Below are 19434 nucleotides of genomic sequence, written 5' to 3'. Positions count from 1 at the left end.
CACCTTAATTTCACTAATTTTAAACAATGCAATTAAAATAGGTACACTTCCATTTGGATTTTGAATTTGAATAGTTGTATTTTGAATATTTGAAAATTACTTTTATGAGTGCTACACAAATTCTATTTTTAGTTGCTGCCTACTTTTTTGTGTTAATAGTAATTTCGTATTTCACTGGAAAGGAAGATTCTAACGATGCTTTTTTTAAAGCCAACAAATCTGCGCCATGGTATTTAGTAGCCTTTGGAATGATTGGGGCTTCACTTTCTGGAGTTACTTTTATTTCTGTACCTGGAATGATTGGTGGCCAACAATTTGCTTACATGCAAGGTGTTTTGGGTTTTTTTGTAGGATATTTAGTTATTATAACCATACTATTACCACTTTACTACAAACTCAATGTAACCTCTATTTACGAATATTTAGAACAGCGTTTTGGTATAGTAAGCTATAAAACTGGTGCTTTTTTCTTTTTACTTTCCAGAGTTACAGGGGCTTCATTTAGATTGTTTTTAGTAGCACTCGCAATGCAATATATTGTTTTTGAGCGTATTGGTTTCCCCTTTTGGGCTACTGTTGTTATTTCTATTTTACTTATTTGGTTATATACAAATCGGGGTGGTATAAAAACAATTATTTGGACAGATACTATTCAAACATTAGCAATGTTAACAGCCGTTATAGTAGCTATATTTTTGATAAATGAAAAATTAAATTGGTCATTTACTGAGGCATTATCATCTGATGTGTTTTCTCAAAAAAGTAAAATATTCTTTTTTGATGACCCTAATGCCGCAACTTATTTTTGGAAATACTTTATTGGCGGGATATTTATAACTATAGCCATGACTGGTTTAGATCAGGATATGATGCAAAAAAACTTAACCTGTAGCTCTAATAAAGAGTCTCAGAAAAACATGTTTGCCATGGCTAGTTTGCTGGTTGTAGTTAATTTCATTTTCTTATCACTTGGTGCTTTACTATTTATTTATGCAGAGAAATTTGGTTTAGATATTCCTGTAGTTAATGGCAGAACACGTACCGATTTACTTTTTCCTGAGATTGCAATGAATCAAGGGTTAGGAAATGCTTTAGCTGTTACATTTATTATTGGGTTAATAGCAGCAGCATATTCTAGTGCTGATAGCGCTCTTACATCTCTTACAACTTCGTTTTCAGTAGATTTTTTAAACATTCAAAAGAGACCTAAAGACCAACAAAAACCACTACGTAAAAAAGTACATATTGGAGTATCTCTAGTGCTTGTAATAGTAGTAATTATTTTTAATTATCTTGAGGGTAACGTAGTAAGTAACTTATTTAAATTTGCAACATTTACTTATGGCCCTTTATTGGGGTTATTTGCTTTTGGTATTTTAACTAAGTATCACATTAAAGATAAATATGCGTGGATAGTGGCTCTACTTTCTATTGTAATAAGTTTTGCCATAACATCGCTTCCTGAAAACATTATTGGTAGTTATAAATTTCATTGGGAAATATTACCACTAAATGGATTAATCACCTTCTTAGGTTTAATACTGATTCGTAGAAAGTAAAACTAGAGTACAAGCCTCTTCAAAAGCAATGTTATGCTCTTTTAACAATCCATAAAACTCAGGATTTTCTGTTCCTGGATTAAAAATAACACGCTTAGGGTTTAAAGACACTATATAGTTGTAATATTCTACTTGCCGTTTTGGGTTTAAATACAGAGTAACCGTGTGAATAGTTTCATAATCTAATAATTCTGTATCAATAGTTACCCCAGAAACCTCACCTTTTCTTAAACCAAAAGCCACTGTTTCAATACTATTAGCAACTAATCGCTGCACTGCATAATTAGAATATCTATTTGGTTTTAAGGATGCTCCAAGTACTAAAGTTTTCTTCTTCATATATTAAAATTATTTTATAAACCAGTAAAAATATTATTAGATAACTATAAACGGTCATCAATCAATTAATTAATTAATTAATCAAATAAATACTAATGAAAAGACTTCTTTCATTAAACATTTTACTTTTTTCTTTTATAGGATTAACCGCTCATGCTAATTTATTAAATGCTTACAATACCAATAAAAATAACATTTCTGGTAAAATATTAGACGTTAAAAGTAAACCTCCCTTACCGTATGTTAACGTAATTATTAAAAACTCTAAAAGAGAAACTTTAACATGAGGTATTACTTTATATCATGAAACTATAAAAATTTAAAAAAATAAATATATTAAATGTATATCGCTAAGTGGCGCATGCTTTAAACGGTATACTGGAAACGTTTTAGATAAACTATTAAATGGAATCCCAAAGTATAAATCTTCAGAATTTTATTGCGATTAATATTCAAAATAATGTTAAAAATGTTAAAACATTAAAGGATTCACACTAATTAGCGATTAGTAACGTTATAAATAAAAAACTGTATTTAATAATTATTTGAGTTAGTCGCTTTTAAAAAATTAGTTAAACGGTTATAGTACTTAGGTACTTTTAAACTCGGAATTCTTAAAAATTTCGAGTTTTATTTTCTAAAGAATCGAATAAGAATTATAAAAAATTATTTGCTATTATCATCTAACTATGTCATAAGAGATTATCTTTTCAAAATTTGTGTTAATTGAAACTAGTTGGTTAATAGCATTAAAAAATCCGAAACTGTATATGATACACGTTTCGGATTTTTGTTTTTTAGTACATATATACACCATCTTTATTTATAACTATAGAATTTATAGTATTAAGAGCATTCATTTTAAAACAAAAACAGATTCCTGCTTTCGCAGGAATTTACCATTTTATAATTACGCTACCCCATGTAAAACCGCTACCAAAGGCAGCTAATACAACAGTGTCATTATCTTTTATCTTACCTTCTTCCCAAGCTTCAGTTAATGCAATAATAACTGATGCCGCAGTTGTATTTCCATAGTGCTGAATATTATTAAATACTTGATCGTCTCGTAATCCGAATTTCTTTTGAATAAATTGAGAAATTCGAAGATTGGCTTGATGCGGAATTAACATATCAATATCTTCTTTTTGTAAATTATTAGCCGTTAAGCCTTCAACAATGGCTTCACTAAAGCGTACCACAGCGTGTTTAAATACAAATTGTCCATTCATATAAGGATAATACGAGGTATCATCAGGGTCGTTAGCCTCTAAAATTTCTGGCACCCAATGTTTGATACTTGGGCCTTCAACCACTAATTCTTCAGCATATTTACCTTCAGAATGTAAATGTGATGATAAAACGCCTTTTGTATTATCTTCGGTTCTACTCATTACTGCTGCTCCTGCACCATCACCAAAAATAACAGTTACATTTCTACCTCTTGTTGATTTTTCTAATCCTCCAGAATGATACTCTGCACCTATTACCAATATGTTTTTATACATACCTGTTTTAATAAACTGATCTGCAACAGAAACTGCATATATAAATCCTGTACACTGGTTTCTAATATCTAAAGCACCAATAGTTGGCATATCTAGCATATCTTGAATTTGCACACCACAACCAGGGAAATAATAATCGGGACTAAGTGTTGCAAATACAATAAAATCTATATCATCTTTAGTTAATCCAGCGCGTTCAATAGCAATTTTAGCAGCTTTAGCACCCATTACTGCAGATGTATCTTTAGAGCCTTCTTCAATCCATCTTCGTTCTTTAATTCCAGTACGTTCTTGTATCCAAGCATCATTAGTATCCATCATTTTAGATAGATCATCATTAGTTACTACATTTTCAGGCACGTATTTACCAAGTCCCGTAATTCTGGAATTATACATCATATTCATATTTTTATAGTAGTAGTAAATATAAACTTTCAATTTTAAAAATGCTATTTAAATAAACGCTTTTAAACACTTAAAACCATCAATAAATTACCATTTTAAAGGTAATTATTCATTTTTAAGGGTAATTACACTTTTTATAAAAGTCTAATAATGGTAGTTATACGTGCACTTTACACGTTAATATGATTAAAAACCTCACAATATTCCGTTTTAAGTCTATTTTTTCCGTTTAACTGTAATTTTATATACTTTTTTCGACTTAGTGCATAGTTTTGTTTGAATGATAAAAATACCTAAAGAAATCTATTAACAAATAAAATCCCCTCACTACTATGGAAAATTTTAAAATAAATAACACGCTTATATACTTATTAATGATCGTTGCCTTAATACAAATAAGTATTATTGCATATTGGCTATCTATATAAAATTTTACAATAATTTATTAGAGTTTTATACGCTTAAACAAATTAGATTTTTTTGTTGACATAAACAGTGTCAGTTTGTCATATTTAAATACTTGGTATTTTTTTTGACTTATGTATTGTCTAATTAATAAATAGACAAACACATATATCATGACAAAAGGAAATATTAATGTATCGGTAGAGAATATCTTTCCGCTAATTAAAAAATTCTTGTACAGCGATCACGAAATCTTTTTACGTGAGCTAATTAGTAATGCAACAGATGCCACTTTAAAACTTAAGCATTTAACTAATGTAGGTGAAGCCAAGGTAGAATACGGTAACCCGCAAATTGAAGTTAAAATTGATAAGGAAGGTAAGAAGCTTCATATTACAGATCAAGGTTTAGGTATGACAGCCGAAGAAGTTGAAAAATACATTAACCAAGTTGCTTTTTCTGGAGCTGAAGAGTTTTTAGATAAATACAAAGATTCTGCTAAAGATTCTGGAATCATTGGGCATTTTGGTCTTGGTTTTTATTCCGCTTTTATGGTTGCAGAAAAAGTTGAAATTATCACTAAATCTTTTAAAGACGAACCAGCTGCGCATTGGATGTGTGATGGCTCTCCTGAATTTACCTTAGAAGAAGCTGATAAAACTGATAGAGGCACTGAGATTATACTGCATATTGCTGACGACTCTACAGAATTTTTAGAAGAAGCTCGCATTAGAGAGCTGTTAAACAAATACAACAAGTTTATGCCAGTTGCCATTAAATTTGGAACTAAGGAAGTAAACGACCCAGAGCACGAACCACAAACAACGAAAGATAAAGACGGTAAAGAAACTACAGAACCACACCGTCAAATTACTGTTGATGATATTATTAACAACCCAAACCCAGCATGGACTAAACAACCCTCTGAATTAAAAGATGAAGATTATAGTGGTTTTTACAGAGAATTGTACCCAATGCAATTTGAAGAGCCTCTGTTTAATATTCACTTAAATGTAGATTATCCGTTCAACTTAACAGGGATTTTATATTTCCCTAAAATGTCGAACGATATGCAAATACAAAAAGATAAAATTCAATTATATCAAAATCAAGTATTTGTAACAGATAATGTAGAAGGTATTGTGCCTGAGTTTTTAACTATGTTACGTGGTGTTATAGACTCTCCAGACATTCCTTTAAATGTATCGCGTTCATATTTACAGGCTGATGGTGCTGTAAAGAAAATCTCGTCTTACATTACTAGAAAGGTTGCTGATAAATTAAAATCATTATTCAATAACAGTCGTGAAGATTTTGAAGCAAAATGGAACGATATTAAAATTGTAATTGAATACGGTATGCTTTCTGAAGAAAAATTCTTTGAAAAGGCAGATGCTTTTGCATTATATCCAACAATTGATGGTAACTATTTTACATACCAAGAATTATATGATAAAATAAAAGCAAACCAAACTGATAAAGACAACAAATTAGTTATTCTTTATGCTTCTGATAAAGATGCGCAACACAGTTATATTGAAGCTGCAAAAGCAAAAGATTACGAAGTATTACTATTAGATTCTCCAATTGTACCACACTTAATACAAAAATTAGAATCTTCAAAAGAAAATATCTCTTTTGCGCGAGTTGATGGTGATCATATTGATAATTTAATTAAGAAAGACGATACAAAAATTTCTAAGTTAGATGAAGATCAAACGAAGGCTTTAGATGAATTGCTAAAAGAAGTTATTCCTTCAGAAAAATTTATAGTACAGCTAGAAGCTATGGATAGTAATGCTAACCCTTTTATTATTACACAACCTGAGTTTATGCGCCGTATGAAGGAGATGCAACAAACCGGTGGCGGTGGTATGTTTGGTATGGGTAATATGCCAGAGATGTACAACTTAGTTGTAAATACTAACTCTGATTTGGTTGGTGAAATTTTAAACACTAAAACCAAAAAGAAACAAGAGCGTTTAATTACCCAAAGCTTAGATTTGGCCCGTTTATCTCAAGGCCTACTTAAAGGCGAAGAGTTAACCAACTTTATTAAGCGAAGCTACGATATGATAAAATAACTTATACAATGTTTTAAGCGTTGAAAAACTGTTTATCTTTAAGCAGCTATCATATATAAAAAACCACTTTGCTTTCACAAAGTGGTTTTTTAGTTTCTTACTTATTTGTTTTAATTTAACAGTTCAACTAAACCTAATCTCAAATATAAAATTTCAACCTTATATGCACTATTATTGATAATAATCTAAGTAAAACTTAAAATATTAGAAACTTATCAATAATATAACCATAAACTACAAAAATAATATTTAACTATGATTTGTTTAATTGGTTGCTACTATTATATTTGTATAAAAAAATGATGATGAAATATACAATAGTAATTTTAATGGTATTAGCGCTAGTATCGTGTAATTCTAACGATAATGAAACAACAGATTTTAGAGACGCTAACGATACAGAAATCACAGATTACATAGCAGCAAATAATTTGAATGCTCAGAAAAGTAATTCAGGTTTATATTATGTGGTTGATACTGCAGGAACTGGAGTTCAACCAACATTTACAGATAACGTAACAGTAGCTTACAAAGGTTATTTTACAAACGGTGATGTATTTGATGAAAGCAGTGATACAGGTATTTCGTTTAGTTTACAACAGGTAATTGCAGGCTGGACAGAAGGTATCACGTATTTTAAAGAAGGTGGTAGTGGTATCTTACTTGTACCATCTCACTTAGCGTATGGAAATGCTGGCAGAGGTAGTATTCCAGGAGGCGCCGTTTTAATTTTTGACATAAACTTGATTTCGGTAAATTAAATTTACGAACCACTATAGAAAAAACCACTTTGCTTACAAAGTGGTTTTTTTGTTTTTAAGTTTTGAATATAAAAATTTTAATGTGTGTTTTGATAAAGAAAGTAAATTATATCTGCTGCATTTAGTAAAACATCACTCCAACCAAGCCTTAAAATCTTTTACGCGTTCTCTTGCTACGATAACCTCTTGCTCGTTATATGAGTTTAATTTTATTTGTAAACGTGAGTTGGTATAACTTACCATATCTTTAATAGCATTTATATTTACAAAGAATTTTCGGTTGATACGAAAAAATATTTGTGGTTCTAGCGCTTCTTCTAGCTGTTCTAGCGTTGTATCTATTAAGTAATTTCGGTTGTCACTGGTATATATGTAAGTACCCTTATTTTCGCTGTAAAAACATTCTATTTCATCTATATTAATTAGCTTAAGATGTTGCCCTACTTTTACCGAAAAGCGTTTTTTATAGTCACGGTCTATAGGGTTTACTAGTAGTTTTTTTATATCATTAAAATCTAATGTAACGGCTTGTTGTCGCGGCGCACGTTCTTGGTATTTTTTTACTGCAATAGCTAAATCATCTTCATCAATTGGCTTTAATAAATAATCAATACTATTTAACTTAAAGGCTTGTAAGGCGTACTCATCATAGGCTGTAGTAAATATTACTGCAGATTTAATTTCTATAGTTTCAAAAATCTCAAAAGATAAACCGTCGCTTAATTGAATGTCTAAAAATATTAAATCTGGATGTGCATTATTTTGAAACCATACTATAGATTCTTCAACAGAATGCAACATAACCTCTGCATTGACCTCTAAACTTTTAAGCATACGCTGTAAACGTCTTGCTGATGGTTTTTCATCTTCTATAATTATTACACTCATTTTTTTTTGATTTTTGATTACCGATGGTTAATTAATATGTTTGATGTTAATTGATATCATTGATTTACCTCTAGATTCTGTTAGTATAGAAATAATATCCTTTTGCATTTATATAGAAACGGACTTTATAAATTAAGCCTAAAACGAGATTAAGTACGTTTGAAGGAAAGCCCGACTCCTTACAAATATCGCCAAGGGTATTTTAATCCCACTGGCGTTTATCTTTTTCCATAAACTCATTTATTTTGCGTTCTTCCCAAGATTTACCAAAAAGACGATTTTTACCAAAAACACCTATGGCATGAAAGCCTAAGCCAATACCCCAAAAGAAGGGTGTAGACCATGTGCCATAATGCATAATATTACCACCGCTACTTACTATCATAACAACAATAAATATATTAACAACTACATACCAGAAGGCATGCCAATAAAAGCCTTTAAGCGCTTTAAGTCGTTTTTCGGCCCTTATATAAGCGTCTTCATTTTTATAGTTTTCCTTACCGTAAGGTTCAATATCGTAATTTTCCATAAATTTATATTTTAATGCTGTTGTTTTACTTCTTCTCGCATAAATTGCTCGATTTTACGTTTTTCCCAGTTTTGTCCTAATATCGGGTTTCGCGAGTACACACGATAGGCATGCATAGCTAAACCAATACCCCAACCAATTGCTGAAAAAACAAACCACTTTACGCCCCAATAGGTTTTATAGTTAATAAAAATTAAAAACGGAATAACTAAACAATATGTGAGTACATGATAGTAAAAGCCTTTTAGAGCTTTTACACGTTGTTTTGCTCTTTTGTAAGTATGTGTTTGTGGGTTATTTAATAAATTTTCCATAGTGTTAGTTCCAACGGTTATCTTCCTCTTCTCTCATAAACTGCTCAATTTTACGTCGCTCCCAATTTCCTCCAAATGTTTTATTACTAACAAACACCTTAAATGCTTGTATAGTTAAACCTATGCCCCAACCTAGCATCGGAAACCAAAACCACTGGAAACCCCAAAATGTTTTGTAGTTAATAAAAATTAAGAACGGAATAACTAAACAGTATGATATTAAACTGTAATAAAAGTTTTTAAGTTCTTCTACGTGATTTCTAGCTCGTAGATAAGTATCATCCATTTGGTTTGATGTTTCTGTTCTCATAATTGCTATTTGTTTTGTAAGCATTGGTATTGCTACCGCAAAACTGCTTGCTTGTTTATTTATGTCTATCTTTTTTTTAGTAAGTAATTTATAGCGTTGCATAATATTGCTTAAACCTACGCCACTACTCTTTTTTACAATTTGCTTGGGTTGTAAATTATTTTGTACTACTAGATACCCTTCTTCATCTTCGTAAATTTTAATATGTAAAGGCTTACTAGATGTTACCATATTATGTTTTACTGCGTTTTCTAAGAGTAATTGCAATGATAATGGCACAACTTTACTTTCTGGATTTAAAGAACGCTCTGGCATTGTAAACACAATACTATCTTCAAAACGCATTTTTAGCAAAGACATGTAAGTTTTTGCAAATTGCAACTCCTCATCTACAGTAACCAACTCTTTACTTTTTTGCTCTAAAACATAGCGGTATACTTTAGATAAAGAAGTGGTAAATTTTTGTGCCTGTTTTGGGTTTTCTTCAATTAAACTGGTTAATACATTTAAACTATTGAATAGAAAATGAGGATCTAATTGATTTTTTAAAGCATCAAATTTCGCGCTTGCGGTTCCTGCAATTACCTTTTGTTCTTTTAACTTATTTTGCTGATACCTATTATAGAAATATATAATATGAAATACAGATACAATAGCTAAGGTAATCCATAGTCCGAAATAATAATATTGAAAACGTTCTCTTTGTAAAAATGCTTCTATTGAGTTGCCGTCAAATACAAAATAAGTAAACAGTCTTAAAAAGAATAAGCCTACCAATGTTATTAATGTGGCTCCAAGTGAACCTATAATGATGCGCTTTAATGTGCCATTTCTTTTCCAATTAAATGTCTTCATCCTGCCAAAAAAGTACATATTAGAATACCCTAAGACAAAAGCATATAACTGATAGAAGCCAAAATCGATGAAAAAATCCTGTATAGAATTATAACTAAATTTATCTGAAAGTAATTCTCCAATTACATAGACAATACAACCAATGATAAAGGTTATAATAATTTGTTTGATTGATTTTTTCATGTTGCTATTTTAAAACTTAAAATTTACTTCTTGCAAGATTTTAATAACTCCTCTACACGATCTTTTCCCCATTTGGGATGAAATTCGCTTTCTGGTTTAAATTTAGCGAAAAGTTCTAAAGCACGTTCTAAATCTTTGCAAAATGCTGTTGTATCTTGTCCAAAATATTTGGCACTACCTATATTCCATTCTGCTTTAGATGCTATAACTCTTGGGTTTTCTGGCGCAATAGCTTCCGCTTTCGCATAAAGCTCTACAACTTTTGGTGATAATATCATACCATATGTTGCCCCGTCAAACGCTATCCAAGCGGTATGTAATAATGCTTGCATAACCATAATTTCTGGATTGTTTTTAGAAATTGCTGTAGCATCGTTTAATAAATCTTGTCCCTTTTTAAGTTTGGCTGTAAGTTTATCTTTGTCTTGCTCTCCAAAACTGGTTAATATATTTATTTGTGCTGCCCAATAGCATGGTAACCAATTATCTGTTTCAGCTGATGCAATACGCTCAAATAAATTTGCTGCTTCTACTGGTTTATTATTGCTCCAAAGCTCAAATGCTTTTTGCATGCCTTTTTCGTAATTAGTTTGTGCTGTTGTTACAGCAGAAATAAATAGTACTGTTATAATTATTAAATGTTTCATAATAATAGATTTATAATGTTATGTGTTGTGTTACTGATGTATTGTTTACTCGGAATTTTGCATCTTCCCATTTTGGTGGTCCCATAAATCCTGTGGCATTATTAGAGCATCCGTAATCTTCTTTTGGGATTCCAAAAACACCTGTATCCATTTTATTATTATCATTTTCATCATGAAATATAGATACTGCGTAAATACCATTAGGTATGTTTTTAAAAGTTAATGCGCAACTATTATCTTTTATTTCAGAAAAGTTGGCTCTAAATATTTTCTTCAAAAAGTGTTGTTCTGCATCATAAAGTGCTATGTAAACCTTTCCTTTGTTACTCTCTAAATTTGAAACGGTGACTGCTACCGTATTTTTACTAGTATCTTGGGCTACTGCTAAAGATGTACTTAAAATAAAAAAACAGATGATTTTAATAAGATGTTGCATAATAGTTTGTGTTTTAATTACAGTACAAATATCAACCAGAGTTGCAATTTTTTAAAATTGAACTTACTGAACTGTAAAAATTAGTTACCGAAATGTCATTTATTAAACAAAACGATTAAATCGTAATAAAAAAAGCTAAGAATACTTAATTAAAAGTAGTCTTAGCCATCCAAACATGATAATGGGTATAACCCTAAAAAGTTTGTTTTGTAGTTATTATTGTTCTGCCATTTTAAAGTTAATTGGTAAGCTAAACGGTACACTAACTGGTTTGCCTCGTTGTTTTCCTGGTATCATTTTTGGTAATAAATTTACGATACGCTGCGCTTCTTTTTCTAACATTTTATCTGGCCCTCTTGTTCTAATTTTTGTAATACTACCATCTTTTGCAATAATAAATATTACAAATACGCGCCCTGATATCCCCATATCTAAAGCAACTTCTGGGTATTTAAAATTACTAGCTACATGTGCATTCATTTTTTGTTGAAAACAATTTCGTCTTTCAGATTTCTTCACCTTTTCACAACCAGGAAATAATGGTACATCTTCAATAATAGCAAATGGTACTTCTACATCTTCTTCAATTTCACCAACATTAACATCTTCTACTCTAATAACATTATCAGATATTAAATCATCCTGACTTGTTTCAGTGCTTTCAAAAACAGTTTCCTCAATATCCTCTGTATCTTCTACAATTTGCACAGATTCTTGCATTACTACTGGCGGTGGCGGCGGTGGCGGCGTATTTACACTTACTAAAGGCACTTCTTCATCATATTCACGTTCTACCATAACCATATCTATTATAACTTCTTCTTTTTCGTAAGTTTTATATTCAATAGCTTGCCATGATAGTAATAACATCATATTTAATCCTATAGCGAAATAAAGGCTGCTATTCCGGCCCACCTCTATTTCAGGGTTCTTTTTAGGTATCATAATTAACAGTTTTAATATTTGAAATGTTCTAAAAATAAAATGGTGTATATTTTATTAATAGTCTTCCTTTTGATACTATAAAGTTATGTAGATCACTAAATATTATTTATGACTTTTGTCATATTCCTAAAATATTGATATAATTATAAGAATATATAATAAATTATATTGTTTTATAACTAATAACATATTGCTTTCGGAAAAACAAAATTCACATAAGTTTGGTTCTAGCTTAAGTATCTAGTAACTTAGATGCTTATTTTAAACACTAATTATGAATATAAACTTAGCTGTTTTAATTGATGGTGATAACATTCCTGCAGGACATGTAAAAGAGATGATGGAGGAGATAGCCAAATATGGCAACCCAACTATAAAACGTATCTATGGAGATTGGACAAAACCCCACTTAAATAAATGGAAAAAGGTACTACTTGAAAATGCTATAACCCCAATACAACAATATGGGTATACCGTTGGAAAAAATGCTACAGATTCTGCCATGATTATTGATGCTATGGATATTTTATATTCTAATAAAGTAGAAGGCTTTTGTTTAGTATCTAGCGATAGTGATTTTACTCGATTAGCAACCCGCCTAAGAGAAGCTAGGATGCAGGTAATTGGCATTGGGGAAAAGAAAACTCCTAATCCGTTTATAGTAGCTTGTGATAAATTTATTTATATAGAAATTCTTAAAAGTAGAGATACCGATAAAAATGATAGTGACGACGAAGGTGATGTAAAAACCAGCAAAAAAGCTTCGGTTGACAGTATTACCAGAAAAGAAATAAACTTAATTAAAACCTCTATTGAAGATTTATCAGATGAGGATGGTTGGGCATTTCTTGGAGATGTTGGTAGCTTAATACAAAAAAAACGCCCCAATTTTGATTCTAGAAATTATGGATTTCAAAAATTAACTCCTTTAATAAAGTCTATTGGTGAGTTTGAAGTTGAAGAACGTAACGCTCCTAATAACACAAGATACAAGCATATTTATATTAAATATATTGAGAAACGACGTGGTAGCAAACGAAAGAATTAAAGATATGGCTATTACAGATTGTAAAATGAACATGCAGTTTTATCTCTATAAATTATCCAACTGATTACTCTTTTTATCCTCACTAATCGTCCAAAAGAATCCCACAAAAAAGAATTGATCTAGAGCTGGACGTAAAGCACGACGGTTAAAATTACCATTCATATTTGGTGTATTAGCATATTGATATCCATTAATATTTTTAAAACCTAATACATTGTTTACCGAAGCATAAAGTATTTTTTGAGGACTGATTAAATATGCCCAATTCACACTTAAGTTGTTAAATGCTTTAGTTTTTTCGTTTAAAAATCCAGGTTTATTAGGGTCTGTAAATGTTCTTCCTGATGCATAAGCATAACTAAAACCAACTTGACTTTTCCAATCGTCTATCCAATATTTAGCTACCGCAGAAAAGTTATGCGTGTTAGCAAAATTTGGTTGTGCTAGCTCAGGAAAATTTCTATCATTACGTTTGGTATCCAAAAGCGAATAACTCAACCAGTAATCAATATTCTTTATGCTTTTACTATCTCTCCAGAAAAAATCGATACCTCTTGCAAAACCAGAACCATTACTGTTAAAACTGCTATCAAAACTCGGGAAATCTCCACTAAATTTTGCTAAACTATTATAGTCTTTGTAATAAGCCTCTGCTCTAAATATCTTTCTATCTGCATTATATTGATAATTCAAAATATAATGTTTAGCATTTGCGGGGTCAAAATCTTGATTGAATTTTAGGACGTTACTAGTAGGGTTTTGATAAAAATCACCATACGCTATAGACAACTGACTTTTAGCTGATATTTTATAAGCCATAGTTGCTCTTGGCGCTAGGGTAAAATCATCAAATAAATTACTATACTCTGCTCGCAAACCTGTTTTAAATGCTAAATTTTTAGATAAAAATATATCAGCTTCGGTAAATGCCGCTACTATATTATTATCAAAACCGTAATTAACATTATCTACAAATTCGTTATTAAACTGCTCTTCAAAGTCAGTTTTAAAATATTCTGCACCAAAATATAATTTGAAACGGTTACTAATGCGGTTCTTAAATTTTAATTTAGAGTGAATAGATTGCTCGGTATCTCTGATAGCACTTTCACCTAAATTCACCTTATTTTTAGCATTGGTAAAACTAAACCCTGTTTGCATGCTCCAAGTATCACTTAACACGCCTGAATAAGATCCATTAACATAAAAATTATTGTTATTTAATTTAATAAATTGCCCTTCTGGTTGATTGATATCTTCTTGTATTAGCTCAAAGCTACTGGTATCAAAAGCACTATACAATTTAAATAACCCAGAATTTGTTTTTCTTCTGAAAACAGCTTCTCCAGAGGCTGTTTCAAAAGGTTTAATAAAATCATTTCTATTTGAAAATATAGCATTGTAAGGTGCTAAATTAACGTATGATGCGTTAACACTCACTGAACTTTTCTCCCATTTTTGTGTATTACCTAATGTAGCACCTACACTCATAATACCAATATCTGTTTTTTCTTGGTCTGGCTCATCAATAGTATTTAATAGTAATACACTAGAGAGTGCTTGCCCATATTCTGCAGAATACCCTCCTGTAGAAAACGTAATACCATCAAATAGAAATGGTGAGTATCGGCCACGAGTTGGTGCATTATTAGTGGTTGGTGTATAAGGTGTAAATACACGAATACCATCAATAAAAATTTGGGTTTCACTAGCATCACCACCACGCACAAATAACCTACCATCTTCAGCAACGGTAGTGGTTCCTGGTAAGGTTTGTAACGCACCAACAAAATCACCAAGAGCACTAGCAGTTGTAACAACATCTAAAGGTTTTAATACGTTAACTTTACTATTATCTCCTGCGGAAAACGTACCAGCAGATAACACTACAGCATCCAATGTATTTACATCATCTTTAAGCTTAATATTTAAATCTTTCATATAAGATATATCACCTAACATCGTAAATGTTTCGTATGATAAAAATGAGATTATTAAAGTTTGAGACCCGGTTTTAGAAGTAGAGAATGAAAACACACCATCTTCGTTAGTAGTACCGCCATCGTAGGTGCCTTCTAAATATACATTAGCTCCAATAATAGGTTCTTTTTGCGTGTTATAAACAGTACCACTTATTATAGTTTGGCTATGGATTTGGATTACAAAACAGGTGATTAGAATAGAGAGTAGCGGTTTCATTATTTAAAATTTGTTCGTTTTTAATTGGTACAAAACTGCAACATAACGATACGTTTTAAAACTAACATTTACCGAACTGTAATTTTATAGAGACGAATTGTAATTTAATTTAGTGTTATTAATAGAGACACTAAAACCATTAATACAATTACATAAAAACACAAGAAAGAATCAATTCAAAACACACACAATTATTCGATATTTTAAATCTAAATATATATTAAAACTTAGTATTATAATAAATTCAAAAGCCAATAAAATATTCAATTAAGTAGTAACATAAATCGAAGTTTGAACAATTATTTTTTTTATATATTAGCATAAGGTCTTCTACACAAATCTGTTAAATATTACAAAAAAACATCAATAGGTTTTATCTATACAGACAACACAAACTATTAGTAACCATTAGTTTAAATTAACCATTGTAAAGTATTAATTTAAAACTATATTATGATTAACTGAAAGGAAAATTTCTAAATAAATCAATAATTCACTTTTAAAATAAATCTAAAATAATTTCATTTTAAGTGTAACATTATAACACAAAAAGCTACTTACAGTATAACTAAACCACCAAAATATTTGAATACAGAACAAGAACATAGCTTTGTTGAGTTGTTAGAAAAGCATCAAAATATTGTACATAAAGTATGTAGGTTGTATACAAATAATTATGATGCACATAATGATTTATTTCAAGAAATAACCATTCAACTTTGGAGGGCATACCCTAAATTTCGTGGTGATGCAAAGTTTAGTACTTGGATGTATCGCGTAGGATTAAATACAGCAATTACGCTTTACAGAAAATCTAAACGTCGCGTAAAAACTCAAGATTTTGAAGGTGTATCTTTTAAAATAAAAGCAGAAGATTATGATGATACTGAAGAGGAGCAATTAAAATCATTATACAAAGCCATACACCAACTAAACGACATTGAAAAAGCCCTTGTGTTTTTATACTTAGAAGACAAAGATTATAGAGAAATAAGTAAAACACTTGGTATTAGTGAAGTAAATGCGAGAGTGAAGATGAACAGAACAAAAACTAAACTAAGAAACATATTAAATCCTTAACCTATGGATGGATTAGATTTATTAAAAAAAGACTGGGAGAACAACGAAAGTAAATACCCAAAACTCTCCTACCACGAAATTTATAAGATGATTCTAAAAAAATCATCTTCTATTGTAAAATGGATATTTTACATTAGCTTATTCGAATTAAGCCTAGGACTTATATTAGCTATTATAAATCCAACTTTTGAAAATGAAGTTGAATACCCGCAATGGCTAGATATTTTCTCGTATATAATGTTTCCAATTATATTTTATTTCATTTATCTTTTCTACAGGAATTATAAAAAAATCAATGCAACAGATAATGCTAAAGTATTGATGCAAAATATCTTAAAAACTAGAAGAACGGTACGTTACTATATTTTATTCAATTTATTATTTGGAGGTATTTTTTTCTCTGTTGCCAGTTTTATCGCTTACACTCAATTAGAAGGAGGAATAACAGCCTTTAACGATGCAACAAGCTTAGCCAAATACACTGTAGTTATTATTGTTATTTTACTAATAACAGTACTGTTTTTAGGAATTATTTATGGTATATATTATTTACTTTATGGATTACTTTTAAAACGCCTAAAGCAAAATTACTCTGAACTAAAAAGTATAGAAGAATAAATATATTTGGGAGTTATTCCAAAAAGATAGTTACTTTATTTCAAATTACAGAAATTATAAATTTTAGCTTTTCTCTGTTGAATTTATCTTCTGAGTTATGGATTTAATATATGATGTTTAAACACCAAATGGGTTTAGTAGTTTTATTCTAAAATCTAAACTTAAATATTAAAATCATCAACAGGAACAACTTCACCAACTTGCATTTCATTTAAATGTATTACGCCTACCCTAACCCTTACCAATCGCAGCGTAGGAAAACCAACAGCAGAAGTCATTTTACGCACTTGCCGAAATTTACCTTCGTTTAAAGTTATAGACACCCAAGATACAGGACCATGGCGCGCATCTCTTATCTTTTTAGAACGTGCTGGTAAATTAGGCGTATGTACTAGCTTAAAAGCATTACAGGGTTTTGTTGTATACTTTTTTCCATCAAAACCTATCTCTACGCCAGTTTTTAATCTATTAATAGCATCTTTTGTAATGTTTCCATCAACCAAAGCATAATATTCTTTATCTACTTTTTTACTATTAATATATGCACTCGTTTTTCCATCAGTAGTTAGTAACAATAAACCCTCTGATGTTTCATCTAAGCGCCCTACGGACATTACCCCTTCTGGAAAATCGTGAAGCTCTCCCAAAAATCGTTTAGATTGCTGTTTGGAATCATTGCTCGTAAACTGACTTAAATACCCGTAGGGTTTGTAAATAATGTAGTTAACCATACACTTTTTAACCTGTATTAGCTGTATCGCTTTAATAAATAAGTTTTCTTATACCTTTTAAAAAGTATAATACTCAAATAAAAAGCCGTTTGTTTTGCTTTCAATTTTCTCTTAAATCTTTTACTAGATTTATTAAAATATTCGCTCACACTATACACTTTTGTAAAACCTAATTCTTTACAAATACCATAACAATGGTAGCGCAAATAAGGTGCGATACGTCTGCCGCGGTAGTTTTCAAAGGTATACATGCTATGTAAATAAGCTTCATGCTTATTAAATAAAAACGTTTTACCTCTAAATAGAAATGCGTCTCGTTTTATAAACATAAAAGCCACAATATCACTATTATCTTTTATACCTACACAAATTTGACCTTCTTCAATATAGGCTCTTAATTTTTTATAATATCTCCCTGCAATTAAATTTTGTGCTTCATCTACATCATCAACAGAAAAACGAGATATAACAAAACTAGAAGTTTCTCCATTTACCTCAGGAGGTTTTATAATTTCAGCACCCTCTAAGGTCCAAAAATAAGGCATAACATCTACTCCCAATTTCGCCATTTGATTTCTTATACCTTGTATAAGCATGCCATGTTTTATAATATTCCAAAACCAATACCATTTATAAAACCGTTTATTACCAGTTACCTCCATAATTAAAAACTATTAAAACTACGTCCGTAACTTCCATTTCCTAACTCCATTTTCATTAATTTTCTAAACTCAAGAGGCGTCATTACCTCTCTATTATTAGCATTAGCTATTACATGAATGCGTTGTAATAATTCAGAATTGGTAGCTAATTTATTCCTTGCTGCATCAAACCAAATATTATCTTCTAATCCAACTCGAACACCGCCCCCAATAGCAATAGAAAGTGAATTCATTTGTAATTGATCTTTACCAATACCTGCCAAACTATATAAAGCTGCTTCTGGCAAATCATTAATCATTACTCCTGTATGTAATAAATTAGCCTGTGAACAAGCTATATTACCAAATAAAAGATTGAAATAATATGGAGGTTCTATTAAATTTTTCTTGTTTAAATATTTAGCATAGTTAATCATACCAATATCAAAAACCTCAAGTTCTGGAACTATGTCTCTTTCTTTCATAATTTTTGCCAAACTTTTAATCATTTCAGGATCATTAACACTTGCCGTTTTATTAAAATTTAAGGAGCTTAATGTTAAACTTCCCATATCGGGTTTTAAATTGCCCTCAAGCATTAAAGGCGCGCTACGCTTTTCAAGTTCATTAAAGTTTCTGCCACTTAAAGACAAACATATTACTAGCTCTGGCGCATAAGTTCTTATCCCCTCAACAATTTTTGCATAAATTTCTTTTTTATAGGTTGGTATGCCAGTTGTTTCATCACGTGCATGTAAATGCACCATGGTAATACCTATCTCAGAAGCTTTATGTACATCTTCAACAATTTCTGATACACTTATAGGTACATGAGACGTCATTTCCTTAGTAGGAATCATACCTGTAGGTGTGAAATTTAGTATGAAAGTATCTTTCATTTGAGAGAAATTAGTAGATTGTAAGATATTTAAATAGCAAGCGTAAT

20 protein-coding genes are annotated in these 19434 nt (G+C 30.6%); 7 read left to right on the top strand and 13 right to left on the bottom strand.

Annotated elements, in window-relative coordinates; genetic code table 11:
• The first annotated feature begins 104 nt into the window (after positions 1 to 104).
• Positions 105 to 1559 (top strand): sodium:solute symporter, encoded by a 1455-nt coding sequence (locus tag ACKGJY_RS07440; protein ID WP_413973242.1) that lies wholly within the window; start codon positions 105 to 107, stop codon positions 1557 to 1559.
• Here ACKGJY_RS07440 and ACKGJY_RS07435 read toward each other — a convergent pair.
• Complete coding sequence (locus ACKGJY_RS07435; protein WP_413973241.1) at positions 1536 to 1898, bottom strand: CoA-binding protein; 363 nt, start codon at positions 1896 to 1898, stop codon at positions 1536 to 1538. The genes ACKGJY_RS07440 and ACKGJY_RS07435 overlap by 24 nt on opposite strands.
• Positions 1899 to 1993: 95 nt before the next feature.
• Between ACKGJY_RS07435 and ACKGJY_RS07430 the strand changes: the two genes are divergently transcribed.
• Positions 1994 to 2185: a hypothetical protein gene (locus tag ACKGJY_RS07430; RefSeq protein ID WP_413973240.1), complete on the top strand. Its 192-nt coding sequence runs from the start codon at positions 1994 to 1996 to the stop codon at positions 2183 to 2185.
• Positions 2186 to 2794: 609 nt separating this feature from the next.
• Here ACKGJY_RS07430 and ACKGJY_RS07425 read toward each other — a convergent pair.
• The gene (locus ACKGJY_RS07425) at positions 2795 to 3802 is read right to left on the bottom strand and encodes a 3-oxoacyl-ACP synthase III family protein (RefSeq protein ID WP_413973375.1); all 1008 of its coding nucleotides are present in this window, start codon (positions 3800 to 3802) and stop codon (positions 2795 to 2797) included.
• A gap of 587 nt (positions 3803 to 4389) precedes the next feature.
• Between ACKGJY_RS07425 and htpG the strand changes: the two genes are divergently transcribed.
• Together htpG and ACKGJY_RS07415 are read left to right on the top strand one after the other, a co-directional pair.
• Complete coding sequence (htpG, locus tag ACKGJY_RS07420; RefSeq protein ID WP_413973239.1) at positions 4390 to 6300, top strand: molecular chaperone HtpG; 1911 nt, start codon at positions 4390 to 4392, stop codon at positions 6298 to 6300.
• Between the two features lie 305 nt (positions 6301 to 6605).
• Entirely contained in the window at positions 6606 to 7061 is a 456-nt protein-coding gene (locus tag ACKGJY_RS07415) for an FKBP-type peptidyl-prolyl cis-trans isomerase (RefSeq protein WP_413973238.1), read from the top strand.
• Between the two features lie 132 nt (positions 7062 to 7193).
• Here the strand turns inward: ACKGJY_RS07415 and ACKGJY_RS07410 are convergent, their stop codons facing one another.
• From ACKGJY_RS07410 to ACKGJY_RS07380, 7 genes are all read right to left on the bottom strand, one after another.
• The gene (locus ACKGJY_RS07410) at positions 7194 to 7949 is read right to left on the bottom strand and encodes a LytR/AlgR family response regulator transcription factor (RefSeq protein WP_413973237.1); all 756 of its coding nucleotides are present in this window, start codon (positions 7947 to 7949) and stop codon (positions 7194 to 7196) included.
• A 202-nt stretch (positions 7950 to 8151) separates the two neighbouring features.
• Entirely contained in the window at positions 8152 to 8481 is a 330-nt protein-coding gene (locus tag ACKGJY_RS07405; RefSeq protein WP_413973236.1) for a 2TM domain-containing protein, read from the bottom strand.
• An 11-nt stretch (positions 8482 to 8492) separates the two neighbouring features.
• On the bottom strand, positions 8493 to 8795 hold the full coding sequence (locus ACKGJY_RS07400; RefSeq protein ID WP_413973235.1) for a 2TM domain-containing protein: 303 nt from the start codon (positions 8793 to 8795) through the stop codon (positions 8493 to 8495).
• Between the two features lie 4 nt (positions 8796 to 8799).
• A complete protein-coding gene (locus ACKGJY_RS07395) occupies positions 8800 to 10143 on the bottom strand; it encodes a 2TM domain-containing protein (RefSeq protein ID WP_413973234.1) in 1344 nt (447 codons plus the stop codon).
• Between the two features lie 23 nt (positions 10144 to 10166).
• Positions 10167 to 10790: a hypothetical protein gene (locus ACKGJY_RS07390; protein WP_413973233.1), complete on the bottom strand. Its 624-nt coding sequence runs from the start codon at positions 10788 to 10790 to the stop codon at positions 10167 to 10169.
• Positions 10791 to 10800: 10 nt separating this feature from the next.
• On the bottom strand, positions 10801 to 11226 hold the full coding sequence (locus tag ACKGJY_RS07385; protein ID WP_413973232.1) for a DUF2141 domain-containing protein: 426 nt from the start codon (positions 11224 to 11226) through the stop codon (positions 10801 to 10803).
• Positions 11227 to 11442: 216 nt separating this feature from the next.
• On the bottom strand, positions 11443 to 12171 hold the full coding sequence (locus tag ACKGJY_RS07380; RefSeq protein WP_413973231.1) for an energy transducer TonB: 729 nt from the start codon (positions 12169 to 12171) through the stop codon (positions 11443 to 11445).
• 274 nt (positions 12172 to 12445) lie between these two features.
• Between ACKGJY_RS07380 and ACKGJY_RS07375 the strand changes: the two genes are divergently transcribed.
• Entirely contained in the window at positions 12446 to 13219 is a 774-nt protein-coding gene (locus tag ACKGJY_RS07375) for an NYN domain-containing protein (protein ID WP_413973230.1), read from the top strand.
• A gap of 45 nt (positions 13220 to 13264) precedes the next feature.
• Here the strand turns inward: ACKGJY_RS07375 and ACKGJY_RS07370 are convergent, their stop codons facing one another.
• Positions 13265 to 15418, bottom strand: a complete 2154-nt coding sequence (locus ACKGJY_RS07370; protein ID WP_413973229.1) for a TonB-dependent receptor — start codon at positions 15416 to 15418, stop codon at positions 13265 to 13267.
• A gap of 585 nt (positions 15419 to 16003) precedes the next feature.
• On the opposite strand from ACKGJY_RS07370, the gene ACKGJY_RS07365 reads away from it, so the two are divergent.
• Together ACKGJY_RS07365 and ACKGJY_RS07360 are read left to right on the top strand one after the other, a co-directional pair.
• Complete coding sequence (locus ACKGJY_RS07365) at positions 16004 to 16498, top strand: RNA polymerase sigma factor (protein ID WP_413973228.1); 495 nt, start codon at positions 16004 to 16006, stop codon at positions 16496 to 16498.
• A 3-nt stretch (positions 16499 to 16501) separates the two neighbouring features.
• Positions 16502 to 17116 (top strand): hypothetical protein, encoded by a 615-nt coding sequence (locus ACKGJY_RS07360; RefSeq protein WP_413973227.1) that lies wholly within the window; start codon positions 16502 to 16504, stop codon positions 17114 to 17116.
• A gap of 161 nt (positions 17117 to 17277) precedes the next feature.
• On the opposite strand, the gene ACKGJY_RS07355 is transcribed toward ACKGJY_RS07360, so the two are convergent.
• The 3 genes from ACKGJY_RS07355 to ACKGJY_RS07345 are packed head-to-tail and all read right to left on the bottom strand — an operon-like array spanning position 17278 to position 19387.
• On the bottom strand, positions 17278 to 17847 hold the full coding sequence (locus ACKGJY_RS07355; protein ID WP_413973226.1) for a pseudouridine synthase: 570 nt from the start codon (positions 17845 to 17847) through the stop codon (positions 17278 to 17280).
• Between the two features lie 17 nt (positions 17848 to 17864).
• Positions 17865 to 18509, bottom strand: a complete 645-nt coding sequence (locus tag ACKGJY_RS07350; RefSeq protein ID WP_413973225.1) for a GNAT family N-acetyltransferase — start codon at positions 18507 to 18509, stop codon at positions 17865 to 17867.
• A gap of 2 nt (positions 18510 to 18511) precedes the next feature.
• Entirely contained in the window at positions 18512 to 19387 is an 876-nt protein-coding gene (locus ACKGJY_RS07345; RefSeq protein ID WP_413973224.1) for a 3-keto-5-aminohexanoate cleavage protein, read from the bottom strand.
• Between the last annotated feature and the right edge of the window lie 47 nt (positions 19388 to 19434).

Origin of the sequence: Hyunsoonleella sp. 2307UL5-6 (assembly GCF_047345485.1) — a bacterium.
In the GTDB taxonomy this organism is placed as follows: domain Bacteria; phylum Bacteroidota; class Bacteroidia; order Flavobacteriales; family Flavobacteriaceae; genus Jejuia.
This window is presented reverse-complemented; position numbering and strand designations above follow the sequence as displayed.

Excerpts from the sequence above, each read along its gene's own strand:
- ACKGJY_RS07425 (WP_413973375.1), bottom strand. The coding sequence starts at position 3,802 with ATGTATAATTCCAGAATTACGGGACTTGGTAAATACGTGCCTGAAAAT.
- ACKGJY_RS07395 (WP_413973234.1), bottom strand. The coding sequence starts at position 10,143 with ATGAAAAAATCAATCAAACAAATTATTATAACCTTTATCATTGGTTGT.
- ACKGJY_RS07385 (WP_413973232.1), bottom strand. The coding sequence starts at position 11,226 with ATGCAACATCTTATTAAAATCATCTGTTTTTTTATTTTAAGTACATCT.
- ACKGJY_RS07375 (WP_413973230.1), top strand. The coding sequence starts at position 12,446 with ATGAATATAAACTTAGCTGTTTTAATTGATGGTGATAACATTCCTGCA.
- ACKGJY_RS07435 (WP_413973241.1), bottom strand. The coding sequence starts at position 1,898 with ATGAAGAAGAAAACTTTAGTACTTGGAGCATCCTTAAAACCAAATAGA.
- ACKGJY_RS07415 (WP_413973238.1), top strand. The coding sequence starts at position 6,606 with ATGAAATATACAATAGTAATTTTAATGGTATTAGCGCTAGTATCGTGT.
- ACKGJY_RS07350 (WP_413973225.1), bottom strand. The coding sequence starts at position 18,509 with ATGGAGGTAACTGGTAATAAACGGTTTTATAAATGGTATTGGTTTTGG.
- ACKGJY_RS07360 (WP_413973227.1), top strand. The coding sequence starts at position 16,502 with ATGGATGGATTAGATTTATTAAAAAAAGACTGGGAGAACAACGAAAGT.
- ACKGJY_RS07405 (WP_413973236.1), bottom strand. The coding sequence starts at position 8,481 with ATGGAAAATTACGATATTGAACCTTACGGTAAGGAAAACTATAAAAAT.
- htpG (WP_413973239.1), top strand. The coding sequence starts at position 4,390 with ATGACAAAAGGAAATATTAATGTATCGGTAGAGAATATCTTTCCGCTA.
- ACKGJY_RS07345 (WP_413973224.1), bottom strand. The coding sequence starts at position 19,387 with ATGAAAGATACTTTCATACTAAATTTCACACCTACAGGTATGATTCCT.
- ACKGJY_RS07380 (WP_413973231.1), bottom strand. The coding sequence starts at position 12,171 with ATGATACCTAAAAAGAACCCTGAAATAGAGGTGGGCCGGAATAGCAGC.
- ACKGJY_RS07400 (WP_413973235.1), bottom strand. The coding sequence starts at position 8,795 with ATGGAAAATTTATTAAATAACCCACAAACACATACTTACAAAAGAGCA.
- ACKGJY_RS07440 (WP_413973242.1), top strand. The coding sequence starts at position 105 with ATGAGTGCTACACAAATTCTATTTTTAGTTGCTGCCTACTTTTTTGTG.
- ACKGJY_RS07390 (WP_413973233.1), bottom strand. The coding sequence starts at position 10,790 with ATGAAACATTTAATAATTATAACAGTACTATTTATTTCTGCTGTAACA.
- ACKGJY_RS07355 (WP_413973226.1), bottom strand. The coding sequence starts at position 17,847 with ATGGTTAACTACATTATTTACAAACCCTACGGGTATTTAAGTCAGTTT.
- ACKGJY_RS07430 (WP_413973240.1), top strand. The coding sequence starts at position 1,994 with ATGAAAAGACTTCTTTCATTAAACATTTTACTTTTTTCTTTTATAGGA.
- ACKGJY_RS07410 (WP_413973237.1), bottom strand. The coding sequence starts at position 7,949 with ATGAGTGTAATAATTATAGAAGATGAAAAACCATCAGCAAGACGTTTA.
- ACKGJY_RS07370 (WP_413973229.1), bottom strand. The coding sequence starts at position 15,418 with ATGAAACCGCTACTCTCTATTCTAATCACCTGTTTTGTAATCCAAATC.